This is a genomic window from Streptomyces sp. NBC_00525, from assembly GCF_036346595.1.
In the GTDB taxonomy this organism is placed as follows: Bacteria; Actinomycetota; Actinomycetes; order Streptomycetales; family Streptomycetaceae; genus Streptomyces.
Genome location: NZ_CP107834.1, coordinates 5,309,576 through 5,322,722, shown reverse-complemented (window position 1 = coordinate 5,322,722; position 13,147 = coordinate 5,309,576). Strand labels below are relative to the sequence as shown.

Here is a 13,147-nt window from a genome sequence, read left to right as displayed (position 1 = left end):
CATGGTCCGGCCGTACGTCCGCACGGGCGGCCGGGTCCGCCCGGACCGGGATGTGCGCCTGGAGAGCGTGATGGTCGCCGCGCCGGGCCCGACCGGTGAGCTGGGACCCGACGCGCGCCGGGTGATGGGCCTGTTCGCGGTGGGGCGGGGCGGTCTGGCCGTCGCCGACATCGCGGCGGCGCTGCAACTGCCGCCGTCCACGGTCCGGATCATCGTGTCGTCCCTCATGGACAGCGGCCATCTGGCCAGCCCGGCGGCCGCCGCCGACGACCAGCCCCGAAACGACCTCCTGCAGAAGGTGCTTGATGGACTGCGAGAACTGGTCTGACTCACCGAACGGCATCGCGTACGTGCCGGTCACGGTGACCAGGTCCGCCAAGATCGTGATCGCCGGCGGCTTCGGCGTCGGCAAGACGACCCTCATCGGCAGTGTCTCGGAGGTCAGACCGCTGCGGATGGAGGAGCCGATCACCCAGGACAGTGCCGGGGTGGACGACCTGCGGGGCGTACCGGACAAGACGACCACGACCGTGGGGATGGATTTCGGCCGTATCCACCTGGCGGGCGGCGCCCTCGCGCTCTATCTGTTCGGACTGCCCGGCCAGGTGCGTTTCCAGCCGCTGTGGGAGGACATGGCGCACGGCGCGCTCGGCTGCCTGGTGCTGGCCGACACCCGCGACCTGGACGCGAGCCACGAGGCGCTGGGGCTCCTGGAGGACCAGGGCATCCCGTACGCGGTCGCGATCAACGTCTTCCCGGAGGCGCCCGCGTACGCCCTGCACGAGATCCGCGAGGCGCTCGCCCTGGACCCGGCGACGCCGCTGACCACCTGTGACGCGCGGGACCGCACCTCGTGCGTGTACGCCCTGATCACGCTCACGGAATACCTCGCCGCACACCGTACGGCCCTCTCCCTGGAGCCCACCCCATGACGTCCCCCAGCATCACCCTGCCGTCGGCCCCGTCCGGCCGGGTCGCCCTCTACGATCCGGCGTTCGCCGCCGATCCGCACGGCGCGTACGGGCGGATGCGGGAGTCGTACGGGCCGCTGGTGCCGGTCGAGCTGTCGCCGGGCATTCCCGCCACGCTGGTGATCGGCTACTTCCAGGCCCGGCGCATCCTCAACGATCCGCTGTACTTCCCCTCCGACCCGCGGGTCTGGCAGGAGGGGGTGCCGGCCACCTGTCCGGTGCGGCCGATGATGGAGTGGCGGCCCAACGCCCTGCGCAGCAGCGGCACCGCCCACGCCCGCTACCGGGCCGCCAACACCTCCGCCATCGACGCCGTGGACCAGCACGCGCTGCGGGCCCGGGTGGAGGAGCTGGCGGCGAGCGCCGTCGCGGAGTTCGTCACGGCGGGCCGCGCCGATGTGCTCACCCAGTACGCCTGGCCGATCGCGTTCCGCGTCCTCAGCTCCCTGCTCGGCTGCCCCGACGAGATCGGGGCGCGGATCGCCGACGGGATGTCCCGGATCTTCGAGGCCACCGACGCCCAGCGGGGCAACGAGATCCTCGGCCAGGCCGTCGCCGACCTGGTCGCGCTGCGCCGGAACCACCCGGCCGACGACATCACCAGCCGGCTCGTCGCCCACTCGGCGCGGCTGAGCGACGAGGAGATGGGCCACCAGCTGGTCACGCTGTACGGGGCCGGCATCGAGCCGCTGACCAATCTGATCGCCAACACCCAGCTGAAGATCCTCGTCGACGAGGAGTTCTCCGCCGGGCTGCACGCCGGGCACTCCACCGTGCGGGACGCGCTGGACACCGTCCTCTACACGGACCCGCCGATGGCGAACTACTGCATCACCTATCCCCCCTATCCGGCCGACGTGGACGGTGTGCTGCTCCCCGCCCACCAGCCGGTCCTGATCTCGATGGCCGCCTGCAACAACGACCCGGCCATCGCACGGGCCCCCGGCGGCATCGCCGGCAACCGGGCCCATCTGGCGTGGAGCATCGGCCCGCACACCTGTCCGGCCCGCTCCCACGCGTATCTGATCGCGGAGACCGCGGTCACGCATCTGCTCGACGCCCTCCCCGAGATGGACCTCGCGGTCCCGGCGGACGAACTGCGGTGGCGGCCGGGGCCGTTCCACCGTGCACTGGAGTCCCTCCCGATCGTCTTCGATGCCTCCCACCGATGAAGGAATCGCCATGTCCGAGCAGCCGATCCTCGTCCTCGACCCCGCCGGCGCCGACCGCCACGCGGAGTACCGGGCGCTGCGCGAGCGCGGCCCCGCCACCCGTGTCGACGTCCTCGGCGTGACCGCGTGGTCGGTCAGCGATCCGTTCCTCCTCAAGGAGCTGCTGACCAGCTCCGAGGTCTCCAAGGACGCCCGCGCCCACTGGCCGGCCTTCGCGGAGACCGTGGCCACCTGGCCGCTCGCCCTGTGGGTCGCGGTGAACAACATGTTCACCGCGTACGGCGGCGACCACAGGCGGCTGCGCCGGATGATCGCGCCCGCGTTCAGCGCCCGCCGCATCCAGGACCTGCGGATCTCCGTGGAGAAGATCGTCGCCGAACTGATCGACGGTCTCGCCGCCCGGCCGGCCGGTGAGGTCGTCGACCTCCGCACGGAACTGGCCTACCCGTTGCCCATCGCGGTGATCGGCCGGCTCATGGGCGTGCCCGAGGACCAGCTCGACGGCTTCCGGTCCGTCGTGGACGGCGTCTTCGACACCACGCTCACCGTCGAGGAGGCCACCGCGAACACGGCCTCCCTCTACCAGGCGCTGGACCAGCTCATCCTCGCCAAGCGGGCCCTGCCCGGCGACGACATGACCTCGCTGCTGCTCGCCACCCGCGACGAGGAGGGCGACGGCGGCCGGCTCGGCGACGAGGAGCTGCGCGACACGCTCCTCCTCATGATCTCCGCCGGGTACGAGACCACGGTCAACGTCATCGACCAGGCGGTCACCGCCCTGCTGACCCGCCCGGACCAGCTCGCCCATCTGCGCGCCGGTCGCGCCGACTGGAACGACGTGGTCGAGGAGACGCTGCGCCACGAGCCGGCGGTCAAGCACATCCCCCTGCGCTACGCGCTCTCCGACATCCCGCTGCCCGGTGGCGGGGTGATCGCGAAGGGGGAGGCGATCCTCGCCTCGTACGCCCCCGCCAACCGCCACCCGGACTGGCACGGCGAGAGCGCGGACGCGTTCGACGTCACCCGCCCGTCCAAGGAGCACCTGGCCTTCGGGCACGGCATCCACTTCTGCCTCGGCGCCCCGCTCGCCCGCCTGGAGGTCGTCACCGCCCTCCAGCAGTTCTTCGCCCGCTTCCCCGACGCCCGCCTCGCCGTCCCGGCCGAGGACCTGCGCCCCGTACCGTCCCTGATCACCAACGGCCACCAGACGCTTCCGGTGCTTCTGCGCCCGGCCGGCGACTAGCCTCCCGTCGCGCCAGGCGGTCTGGTGCGGCGGCGGTGGCTGGTGTCGCACCAGGGCTGGGTGCGGCTGCGGCGGCAGGTGCAGACGGCGACCATGAAGCGGTCGGACCGCGCGAGCGTGCCGTCCTCCCGGACGATCTCGACCGGGCCCTCGATCAGGACCGGGCCGCCCGGTTCGACGGTGAGGCGGCGGGGACGGTCAGCTTCGTTGGGCACGGATGACCACCAGTTCCTCGGTGTCGTCGTGGGGGCCGACGAGGCCCCGGGCGCGCAGCCACGGCAGCCGTTCGGTCATCACCGGGCCGAAGGGGACGGCGGCCCGGCCGGTCACCGCGCAGCGCAGCCCGCTCGCGGTAAGCCGGTCCAGGGTCTCCGTCACCCCGCACAGCCCGGAGTGGACCAGGAGCAGCGTGCCGTTCGGGCGCAGGAGGCCGGGGGCGCGGGCGCAGATGCGGTCCAGGGCCAGTCGGCCGCCCGTCCCCGCGTCCCACGCGATCTCGGGGCCGTGGGGGCGGGTGCGTCCACCGGCCGGGGCCGGTACGTAGGGCGGGTTGCTCACGACCAGGTCGAAGCGGTGCGCGGCGACGGGTCCGGTGAGGTCGCCGCGCAGGACGCGCAGGCGGTGGCCGGCGCGGGCGGCGTTCATCCGGGCGGTGAGCACGGCGCGCCGGGAGATGTCGATCGCGCAGACGCGTGCGCCGCTGCGCGCGGCGAGCAGGGCGAGCGCTCCGCTGCCCGTGCAGACGTCGAGGACGTCCATCCCGGCGGTGACCCCCTCGGCCTCGACCGCCCGGGCCAGCAGCTGGGTGTCGGCCTGGGGCGCGTAGACGCCGGGGAGCGTCCACAGCCGGCCCAGGTCCACGGGCGGTGCGGCGGCAGTCGTCGTCATCCGAATCCTCCATGCGGGGGAAGGCGGTTCTCGTTCCTCACCGGCGCGGGCCCATCCCGTCCAGAGTGAACGTGCCCGCCGCCCGGCGCGACCCGGGGGCGGCTTCCGGCCTCGTGCCCCGCCCCGGCCGCCCCATGCCCGGACCCTCCCGCCGCGCACATCCGGCGGCCTCGGGTGACCATGGCCGGGAACCGGGCGTGCCCGGCCCTGCGAGAGCGCGAAGGAGTCCCGTGACCTACCGGAAGCACCCGCTGCGGGGCCGTACGGCCGTGGTGACCGGCGGGGCGCGCGGCCTCGGGAAGGCCGTGGCCCGCGAGCTGGCGGCCCGCGGTGCGCGCGTGGCCCTGCTCGGCCTGGAGGAGGAGGCGCTCGCGCGGGTGGCGGGCACGCTCCCGGCACCCTCCGGGCACTGGCACGTGGACGTCACGGACGACGCCGCGATGGCGCGCGTCGCCGAGGAGGTACGCCGCAGGCTCGGACCCGCGTCGGTGGTCGTGGCCAACGCGGGCGTGGCCGAGGGCGGTCCGTTCGCGGAGTCCGATCCGGCGAGCTGGCGGCGCGTGATCGAGGTCAACCTCGTGGGCAGCGCGGTCACCGCCCGCGTGTTCCTGCCGCAGCTCCTGGACACCCGCGGGCACTACCTCCAGATCGCCTCGCTGGCCGCCATCGGGGCCGCGCCGATGATGAGCGCGTACTGCGCGTCGAAGTCGGGCGTGGAGGCGCTGTGCCACTCGCTGCGCGCGGAGCTGGCCCCGCACGGTGTCGGGGTCGGCATCGCGTACCTGAACTGGATCGACACGGACATGATCCGGGACGCCGACCGGTACCCGGTGCTGCGCGAGCTGCGCGCGCACATGCCGCCGCCCGCCCGCCGGACGTATTCCGCGCCGCACGTGGCCCGGCGCGTGGTCGGGGCGGTGGAGCGGCGGTCGCCGTCGGTGTACGTGCCGGGGTGGCTGCGCGGGGTGCAGGCGGTGCGGGCCGGGCTGCCGGGAGTGGTCGCCCGCGCGACCCGCAAGGAGCTGACCCGCTCCCAGTTCACGGCGACGGGCCTGCTGGGCGCGGGCGGCCGGGCGGCGGAAGCGGCGGCGGCCGGCCCGCCGGACCCGGCCTGACGTGGCGGCGCGGGGCTGAGGAGCCGGGCGCGGGGCGGCCCGTGGGACCGGGCGCCCTGCCCGCGTAGCCTCAGCCCCGCCGTACCAGCCGCTTCAGCGTTCCCCCGCGCAGCGCCGCCCGTGCCGCGTTGGCACCCGGCGCTCCGTGCACGCCGCCACCGGGGTGCGCCGAGGCGGAGGCCAGGTACAGGCCCCGGACCGGGGTCTCCGGCCGGCCGGTGCCCGGTGTCGGGCGGAACACCAGTTGCTGGTGCGCCGACGCCGTACCGCCGTTGATCGCGCCGCCGGAAAGGTTGGCGTCCATGGATTCGATGGTCGGGGGTGCCAGCAGGCGGCGGGCGACGATACGGGAGCGGAAGCCGGGGGCCCAGCGCTCCACCTCGCGCTCCATGCGGTCGGCCATGGTCTCCTGTTCGCCCCTATCCCACCGCCCGCTCAGTCCGTCGTCGCCCGCGTCGCCCCTGACGCGGTGCGGGACGTGGGTGTATGCCCAGGCGGACTCGGTGCCGGCCGGGGAGCGGGTGGCGTCGGCGGTGCTCATCTGGCCGAAGAGGAGGAACGGCCGGTCGGGCACCTGCCCCATGGCGATCTGCGCGGCGAACCGGGTGAGGCCGTCCACGCCGTCCGCGAGATGCACGGTGCCCGCCGTGGCGGCGGGGCGGGCGGTCCAGGGCACCGGGGCGTCGAGCGCCCAGTCCACCTTGAACGTGGCGAAGTCCCACTGGAAGCGGCGCAGGTCGTCCAGGAGCCGGCCGGGCAGATGCCGGGCGGCCACGAGCCGGGTGTAGAGCGCGGGCGCCGACACATCGGCGAGTACGGCGCGGGCGGCGGGCACGGCCTCGCCGTGCGCGGTGCGTACGCCGACGGCGCGTCCCTGGCGCACGACGACCTCGGTCACCGGCTCGCCGCAGCGGACCACGCCGCCGTGCCTCTCCAGCCGCCGGACCAGGGCGGCCGTGAGCGCGCCCGCGCCGCCGACCGGCACCGGGAATCCGTAGGTCTGTCCGAGCATGGACATCAGCCAGCCGAAGCCGCCGCTGCCCGCCGCCTCCGGGCCGAGGTCCGCGTGCAGGGCGCTGCCCGCGAGCAGCAGCCGGGCCGCCTCGCCGCCGAACCGTTCCTCGCCCAGCCGGCGTACGGGCAGCAGCAGGGTCCGGGCGAGCCGGAGACCGCCGGCGGCGCGGAGCCGGGCGGCCAGGCGGACGGCGGAGCGCACCGGCGGGAACGGCGTGAACAGCGCCCCCAGCAGATCGCGGCGCACCCCGTCCCAGGTGGCGCACAGCTCCAGCCACGCCGCCCCGTCGCCCCCGGCGAAAGCGTCGAGCCCCGCCGCCGTCTCCCCCGCGTCGCCCTCCAGGACGGCGCACCGCCCGTCCGGCAGCGGGTGGGCGAGGACGCGGGGGGCGCGCGACCAGCGCAGTCCCTCCTCGCCGAGGTCGAGCCCGCCGATGACCGGGGAGGCCGCCGCCAGCGGGTAGAAGGCGCTGAACAGGTCGGAGACGTAGTCGGGATGCACCCCGCGGTCGCTGCGGACGGCCCCGCCGGGTTCCGGCTGCGCCTCCAGCACCTCCACGCTCCACCCCGCGCCGGCGAGGATGTTCGCCGCGACGAGCCCGTTGGGGCCCGCGCCGATGACGACGGCGTCCGGCATCGATGCCTCCAGGTTCGGGGAGCCGAGGAAGGTGCGGTCAGACCGCTTCGCGTGCGCCCGCGGGGGACGCCTCGACGGTGTCGGCCAGCCGGGCCAGGACGCTGCGGTGGCGCAGCTGGATCACGGCGTCGATGACGGTGTTGTGGAGCTTGCCCGCAGGGCCGCGCAGGGGGTGTTCGTCCAGGGTGACCAGGGCGTTGTCGCCCCACTGGCGTACTTCGATGGCGATCCGGGCCGTGCCGACGCGCCCGCTGTCGGCCTCCAGTTCCAGCACGTGCGGGGCCTCGCACCGGCGCACAATGGTCCGGCCTCGCACGGACCACCGGCCGATGCCGAGGGTGTACGTGAGGCTGGCGCCGACCTCGGGCCAGGCGCCCCGGCGGGGTCGCGAGTCGGAGGTTCCCACCACCCAGTCGCTGTAGCGCGAGGGGTCGGCGAGCACCCTCCACACGTCCGCCACCGTGGCTTCGATCAAGCGGTGTCGTACGGCCATCGGGTCCTCCGGGCGTCGTCGTCGATGGGGGCGGGCGGTCAGGGGGTGACGATGGCGAAGTCGGGGTCGGGGTCGTCGAGGTGGCCGAGGAGTTCGGTGAGCCGGCCGATGTCCCCGGTGGCCTCGACGCCCGGCCGGGACGCCAGGTCGCCGGGCGGGACCGCGCCGGTCAGGACGTCCCGCAGATCGGCCTCCGCCAGGGCGATGGTGAGGTCGGGCTCGCCCGCGGCCGGGCCGGGCCCTGTGACCCGCGTGAGGACGCCGTTGCGCAGCCGGGTCGTGAGGGGTTCGGCGCCGTTGACGTCCCAGCGGATGGTGATGTCGGCGTCCCAGGCGCGGGGGCCATTGACCCGGACGGCGATCGCGTCGACCAGCTGGTCCAGGGTGAGGGCGGCCATGACGTCGGGCGACGCGGTGGTGGTGGGGGTGCCGAGGCTGCCGTGGCGCAGTTCGCGGGCGCCCATCAGACAGACGTTGCGCCAGGTGCCGTTCTCGCTGCCGTAGCCCAGCTGCTCCAGGGCGTCGGCCTGCAGGGCGCGGGCCCGCATGTTGCCGGGGTCGGCGAAGACCACATGGTTGACGACCTCCACCACCCAGCGGTAGTCGCCCTCGTCGAAGCAGCGCCGGGCCCGGTCCAGGACGGCGTCGGCGCCGCCCATGAACTCCACGTACCGCCGGGCCGCCGCGACCGGCGGGTGCTGCCACAGGTGCGCCGGGTTGCCGTCGTACCAGCCGAGGTAGCGCTGGTGGACGGCCTTGGCGTTGTGGCTGACGGAGCCGTAGTAGCCGTGGGTGTGCCAGGCGCGCTCCAGGGCGGGCGGCATCACGATCTCCTCGGCGATCTCCGCCGCCGTCAGGCCCCGGTTGAGCAGGCGCAGCACCTGGTCGTGGAGGTACGCGTACACGTCGCGCTGCTCCGAGAGGAAGGTGATCACCCGCTCGCGGCCCCGGACGGGCCAGTGGTGGGAGGCGAAGGCCACGTCGGAGAGTTCACCGAAGAGGCTGATCGACTCGGTGAGGTAGCGGGACCAGACGTGCGGGTCGCGGACCTCGGCGCCGCGCAGGGTCAGCAGATTGTGCAGGTTGTGCGTGGCGTTCTCCGCCATGCACAGGGCGGAGAAGTCCGGGAAGTGGATGTTCAGCTCGGCCGGAGCCTCGGTGCCGGGGGTGAGCTGGAACACCATCCGGATGCCGTCCACGGTCTCCGTCTGGCCGGTGCGGGTGATGTCGAGGGTGGGCGGGATCAGGCCGGGCGCGCCGGTCGAGACGCTCTGCCCGAGGCCGGCGCCGATCTGGCCGCGGGGCCCCTTGGGCAGGGCGGCGCCGTACATGAAGGCGGCGCGGCGGCTCATGGCGGCGCCCGCGTAGACGTTCTCGCTGACGGCGTGCTCCAGGAAGCCCTCGGGGGCGAGCACCGGGACCCCGCCCGCCACGGCTTCGTCGGTCAGCACCCCGCGCACCCCGCCGAAGTGGTCGACGTGGCTGTGGGTGTACAGCACTCCGGTCACGGGCCGCTCGCCCCGGTGGGCGCGGTAGAGCGCGAGTGCGGCGGCGGCCGTGGGGGCGCAGACCAGGGGGTCGATGACGAGGACGCCGCGTTCGCCCTCGACGAGCGTCATATTGGAGAGGTCGAAGCCGCGGACCTGGTAGATGCCCGCGGTCACCTCGAACAGGCCGTGCTCGGAGCACAGCCGGCTCTGCCGCCACAGGCTGGGGTTGGCGGTGTCCGGGCAGTCCTGGTCGAGGAAGCCGTACGCCTCGATGTCCCAGACCACGCTTCCGGCGGCGTCGCGGACGAGGGGGTCCGGTGCCGTGCCCATGAAGCCGTGCCGGGCGTCCTCCAGGTCCTGGGTGTCGGCGAAGGGGTAGTCGCGCCGGACGGCCCGGTTGGCTTCGGCGACGGCCCGCTCGGCGGGCCTGCTCCCGGCATCCTGCGGCATGCTGGTCTCCCTCGCGGGGACGGCCTGGGCATCCGGCCCCCTGGCGAACCCTGGGCACCGCCACCCTCACCCGGTGTGCCGCGGCCCACAAGCGGGTGTACGCCGTACGGGGAGGCCGGGCACGGCGGTCCGGGCCGGTCGGGCGCCGAACGCGGTACGCTATACCCCTCGGGGTATGAACAGGGAGGTACCGTGCAGCTGGACATGGCGGCCGAGGAGCTGAAGTCGGCGCTCAACCGTTTGAAGCGGGCGCAGGGCCAGATCGCCGGGATCATCAAGATGATCGAGGAAGGCCGGGACTGCGAGGACGTGATCACGCAGCTGGCGGCGGTCTCGCGCGCGCTCGACCGGGCGGGTTTCGCGATCATCGCGACCGGCCTTCAGCAGTGCATGGCCGAGGAGCAGCCCGCCGTGGACCGCAACCAGATGCGCACCCGCCTGGAGAAGCTGTTCCTCTCCCTGGCGTGACGGCGGGGCGCTCCTTCCGCGTTCCCGGACGGGCAGGCGCCCCCCGGTCGTCCGGCGGTCCTCAGTCCGCGATGTCGACGCCGTAGCCCCGGGCGAGGTCGGCCAGGCCGTGGTCGTACCCCTGCCCGACGACCCGCATCCGCCAGCCCTCGCCGCGGCGGTAGAGCTCGGCGAGGATCAGGGTGCGTTCGGTGGTGGCGGCATCGAGGGTGGCTCGGGCCTCCGGGGCGGCGCCGACTCCACAGGTGGCGGTGATCTCCAGCGCTCCGACGTCGGAGAAGCACGCGGTCCCGTCGATCGCCGCCGCCACCACGACCCGGTGGGCCTCCAGGGGCAGCCGGGCCAGGTCCACGCTGACGACCTGCTCGGTCGGACCGTCCGTGGCGAGCCGCACGGTCCCGTCGGGGTGCTCGGGCGCCCCGTAGAAGACGAAGTCCTCGTCCCCCTGCACCTGCTCCCCGGCGTCGACGACGAAGGCGACGACGTCCACGTCGCACGGGGTCTGCTGACGCCACATCGCGGAGACGGCCCACGGCTCCCCGGTGTCCGCGAGATCGAGGACGGCGCCCCTGACCAGTACCGCGGGACTTCCGGCCGCCCCCGGGACCAGCTCGGTCACCACCGCGGGAGCCGGGGCGAGCAGCCACTCCGGGGCGTGGACGGGGAGGCCGAGCGCCGTGACGCGTTTCATGCGCCGGTCCGCCTCACCGCCGGGGAGGACGACCACGTCGGACACGGTGGCCGAGAGGTTGACCGCCGCGGAGGCACCCATGTACAGGGCGCGGGCGCGCGCCTCGGCGGCCTCCTCGTGGCCGCCGCCGAGCACCAGGACCCGCCGCCCGGTGAGCGGGCGACCCTTGCGGTCGGCGGGTGCGGAGCGGGGTGCGGGGGTCGCGGCGGGGGCGTCCGTACGGGCCGCGGGCACATCGGAGCGGGCCGCCGGGGCGTCCGGCGCGGCCTCCCGCTGCGCCGGAACGGCGGGGGCCGTCGCCGCCGTCGCCGCCGTGACCGCCGTGACCGCCTTCACCGCCGTCACCGCCCCGCCGCGTTCCCGCACCGCGCCCTTCGCCCGGCCCGGCCGCACGCTCTCCAGCAGCCGGAGGTAGGCCGGCTCGTCCAGGAGCGGCACACCCTCCTCCACGGCGCGCCGCAGCTTGGACGATCCGGAGCCGGGGTCGTTGGTGACGACGGCGCTCGTGTGGCGGCTGACCGAGGTCATCACGTTCAGCCCGGCCGCCACCGACCGGGCGACCAGCTCCTCGCGGGACATGCCGGTGTCCCCGGTGACGGCGATCTTCATGCCCTGGACCAGCGGCCCGCCGGGCGTCAGCCGCCCCGGATTCAGATAGGCGCAGGGCGTCTTGGGCACGAAGGGCTTGTAGTCCTGGCGCGGCGGGCAGTCCAGGAGCGGCAGGGCCAGGCCGAGTTGCTCGGCGGCGCCCAGCGAACCGCGCAGGATGCCGGAGAGGACGCGTACGTCGTCCTGCGCGTCGTGGGCGCGCTCCTGGCGCACCCCGTAATGCCGGGCGAGGGTCCCCAGCTTGAGGTCGGCCGTCGCGGGCCCGACCAGCCGGTTCAGGGCCAGGGTGCACAACCGCCTGCTCACCGGCATCCAGGACCTGACCCGGGCGAACTCGTGCGCCAGGAAGTCGTAGTCGAACTGGGCGTTGTGGGCGACCATGACGCGCTTGCTCAGGAGCGCCCCCAGCTTCGGCGCGACCTCCTCGAAGGTGGGCGCACCGGCGAGCCGGTCCGGGGTGAGCCCGTGGACGTGCACCGGTCCGGGATCGCACCCCGGGTTCAGGAGCGTCGCGTACTCCCCCGTCCGGTTGCCGTAGGCGTCCAGCGTGAGGACCGCGAGCGAGAGGACCCGGTCCCGGCCGGGCCGCAGTCCGGAGGTCTCCACGTCGACGAGCGCCCACTCGTGGAAGTAGTCGGGCTGGGCGGGCCACTTCACGTCCGACGCCAACAGGGCCATACGAGGCTCCCCCTCCACGACGATGATCGACCGGGTGGGATTTTCGCACAAACCGCGTGCAATTCGTGAGGCACTCGTGAAGAACCACCCCGACCGGCACGCACAGAGCCTCCGCCGCGCTGCGGCATTCGTGCCCTGACGTGCGGCCGGAGCCGTCCGGGTGCCTTGCGGCGGTGGACGGCTCCGGTCGACGGGGTGGATCAGGTTGTCACTTCGGGCCTAGCGGCCCTGGAGGCCCTTGACGTTGTTGCCGAAGGACCAGCCCTTCGAGCCGTCCCAGTTGAGGGACCACGTCATGAGGCCCTTGAGCGAGCCGTTGAACGAGTTCCACGCCTGGCTGACCTGGCTGGGCGCCATGTAGCCGCCGCCCGCGCCGGGCTGGGCCGGGAGGCCGGGCACCTGCTTGTCGTAGGGCACCTTGATCGTGGTGCCCTGGATGGTCAGGCCGTTGTTGAGGCAGGTGGTCTGGGCGACGAAGCCCTCCACGGTGCCGGCGCTGTACGAGTCGCCGGAGCAGCCGTACATGCTGCCGTTGTAGTACTGCATGTTCAGCCACCACAGGCGGCCGTTGTCCGCGTACTTCTTGATGATCGGCAGGTACGAGCCCCAGATGGAGCCGTAGGTGACGCTGCCGCCGGTGACGTACGCGGTCTCGGGCGCCATCGTCAGACCGAAGCCGGCCGGCATCTTGGCGAGCACGCCGTCGATGATGCGGATCAGGTTGGACTGGGAGGCGGACAGCGTGTTGATGTTGCCGCTGCCGGACAGGCCGGTCTCGATGTCGATGTCGATCCCGTCGAAGTTGTACTTCTTGAGGATCGGGACGACCGTCTCCACGAAGCGGTCGGCGACCTTGCTCGACGAGAGGTCGATGCCCGCGGTCGCGCCGCCGATGGACATCAGGATCGTGGCGCCGTTCGCCTTGGCCTCACACATCTCCGCCGGCGTGGACACCTTCACGGTCGCGTCCATGCCGTCCTCCCACAGGACGGTTCCGTCCGAGAGGATCACCGGGAAGGCGGCGTTGATGACGTTGTAGCCGTGCTGCTTGATCCGGCTGTCGGAGATGGGCACCCAGCCCATACCCGGGTGGACGCCGTTCGAGGCGCCGTCCCAGTTCTCCCAGTAGCCCTGCAGGACCTTGCCGGTCGGCTTGGGCTTCGTGGCGCACGTGGCGTCACCCGGAGGCTCGGAGGTGGGCGGCTCGGAGGTCGGCGGCTCCGACGTC

General features: G+C 73.8%; 13 protein-coding genes. 6 read left to right on the top strand and 7 right to left on the bottom strand.

Features of this window, described 5'->3' with window-relative positions; translation table 11 throughout:
- The first annotated feature begins 1 nt into the window (after position 1).
- The 4 genes from OG710_RS23760 to OG710_RS23745 are packed head-to-tail and all read left to right on the top strand — an operon-like array spanning position 2 to position 3,386.
- Positions 2–328, top strand: a complete 327-nt coding sequence (locus OG710_RS23760) for a DUF742 domain-containing protein (protein WP_330241101.1) — start codon at positions 2–4, stop codon at positions 326–328.
- Positions 306–932 (top strand): GTP-binding protein, encoded by a 627-nt coding sequence (locus tag OG710_RS23755; RefSeq protein WP_199563593.1) that lies wholly within the window; start codon positions 306–308, stop codon positions 930–932. Before OG710_RS23760 ends, OG710_RS23755 begins: the two co-directional genes overlap by 23 nt.
- Entirely contained in the window at positions 929–2,143 is a 1,215-nt protein-coding gene (locus OG710_RS23750) for a cytochrome P450 (RefSeq protein WP_111338671.1), read from the top strand. Before OG710_RS23755 ends, OG710_RS23750 begins: the two co-directional genes overlap by 4 nt.
- Before the next feature lie 10 nt (positions 2,144–2,153).
- Positions 2,154–3,386 (top strand): cytochrome P450 family protein, encoded by a 1,233-nt coding sequence (locus OG710_RS23745; protein ID WP_330241100.1) that lies wholly within the window; start codon positions 2,154–2,156, stop codon positions 3,384–3,386.
- Here OG710_RS23745 and OG710_RS23740 read toward each other — a convergent pair.
- Together OG710_RS23740 and OG710_RS23735 are read right to left on the bottom strand one after the other, a co-directional pair.
- Positions 3,383–3,601, bottom strand: a complete 219-nt coding sequence (locus OG710_RS23740; protein WP_330241099.1) for a CDGSH iron-sulfur domain-containing protein — start codon at positions 3,599–3,601, stop codon at positions 3,383–3,385. The genes OG710_RS23745 and OG710_RS23740 overlap by 4 nt on opposite strands.
- Positions 3,585–4,274 (bottom strand): HemK2/MTQ2 family protein methyltransferase, encoded by a 690-nt coding sequence (locus tag OG710_RS23735; RefSeq protein ID WP_330241098.1) that lies wholly within the window; start codon positions 4,272–4,274, stop codon positions 3,585–3,587. The genes OG710_RS23740 and OG710_RS23735 overlap by 17 nt, the downstream gene beginning before the upstream one ends.
- 230 nt (positions 4,275–4,504) lie before the next feature.
- Here OG710_RS23735 and OG710_RS23730 point away from each other — a divergent pair, with 230 nt between their 5' ends.
- Positions 4,505–5,389: an SDR family oxidoreductase gene (locus OG710_RS23730; RefSeq protein WP_111338669.1), complete on the top strand. Its 885-nt coding sequence runs from the start codon at positions 4,505–4,507 to the stop codon at positions 5,387–5,389.
- Positions 5,390–5,459: 70 nt separating this feature from the next.
- Here the strand turns inward: OG710_RS23730 and OG710_RS23725 are convergent, their stop codons facing one another.
- Genes OG710_RS23725 through OG710_RS23715 form a run of 3 tightly spaced genes read right to left on the bottom strand, consistent with a single transcriptional unit; the run spans position 5,460 to position 9,473 of the window.
- Positions 5,460–7,040 (bottom strand): phytoene desaturase family protein, encoded by a 1,581-nt coding sequence (locus tag OG710_RS23725; protein WP_330241097.1) that lies wholly within the window; start codon positions 7,038–7,040, stop codon positions 5,460–5,462.
- 37 nt (positions 7,041–7,077) lie between these two features.
- Positions 7,078–7,533 (bottom strand): SRPBCC family protein, encoded by a 456-nt coding sequence (locus tag OG710_RS23720; RefSeq protein WP_330241096.1) that lies wholly within the window; start codon positions 7,531–7,533, stop codon positions 7,078–7,080.
- Between the two features lie 38 nt (positions 7,534–7,571).
- Entirely contained in the window at positions 7,572–9,473 is a 1,902-nt protein-coding gene (locus tag OG710_RS23715; RefSeq protein WP_330241095.1) for an alkyl/aryl-sulfatase, read from the bottom strand.
- 192 nt (positions 9,474–9,665) lie between these two features.
- Between OG710_RS23715 and OG710_RS23710 the strand changes: the two genes are divergently transcribed.
- Positions 9,666–9,941: a metal-sensitive transcriptional regulator gene (locus OG710_RS23710; RefSeq protein ID WP_330241094.1), complete on the top strand. Its 276-nt coding sequence runs from the start codon at positions 9,666–9,668 to the stop codon at positions 9,939–9,941.
- Positions 9,942–10,002: 61 nt separating this feature from the next.
- On the opposite strand, the gene OG710_RS23705 is transcribed toward OG710_RS23710, so the two are convergent.
- Together OG710_RS23705 and OG710_RS23700 are read right to left on the bottom strand one after the other, a co-directional pair.
- Positions 10,003–11,919 carry a TerD family protein gene (locus tag OG710_RS23705; protein ID WP_330241093.1) on the bottom strand — a complete coding sequence of 639 codons (1,917 nt, stop codon included), beginning with the start codon at positions 11,917–11,919 and terminating at the stop codon, positions 10,003–10,005.
- Positions 11,920–12,138: 219 nt separating this feature from the next.
- Positions 12,139–13,056 (bottom strand): chitinase, encoded by a 918-nt coding sequence (locus OG710_RS23700; protein ID WP_241990193.1) that lies wholly within the window; start codon positions 13,054–13,056, stop codon positions 12,139–12,141.
- Between the last annotated feature and the right edge of the window lie 91 nt (positions 13,057–13,147).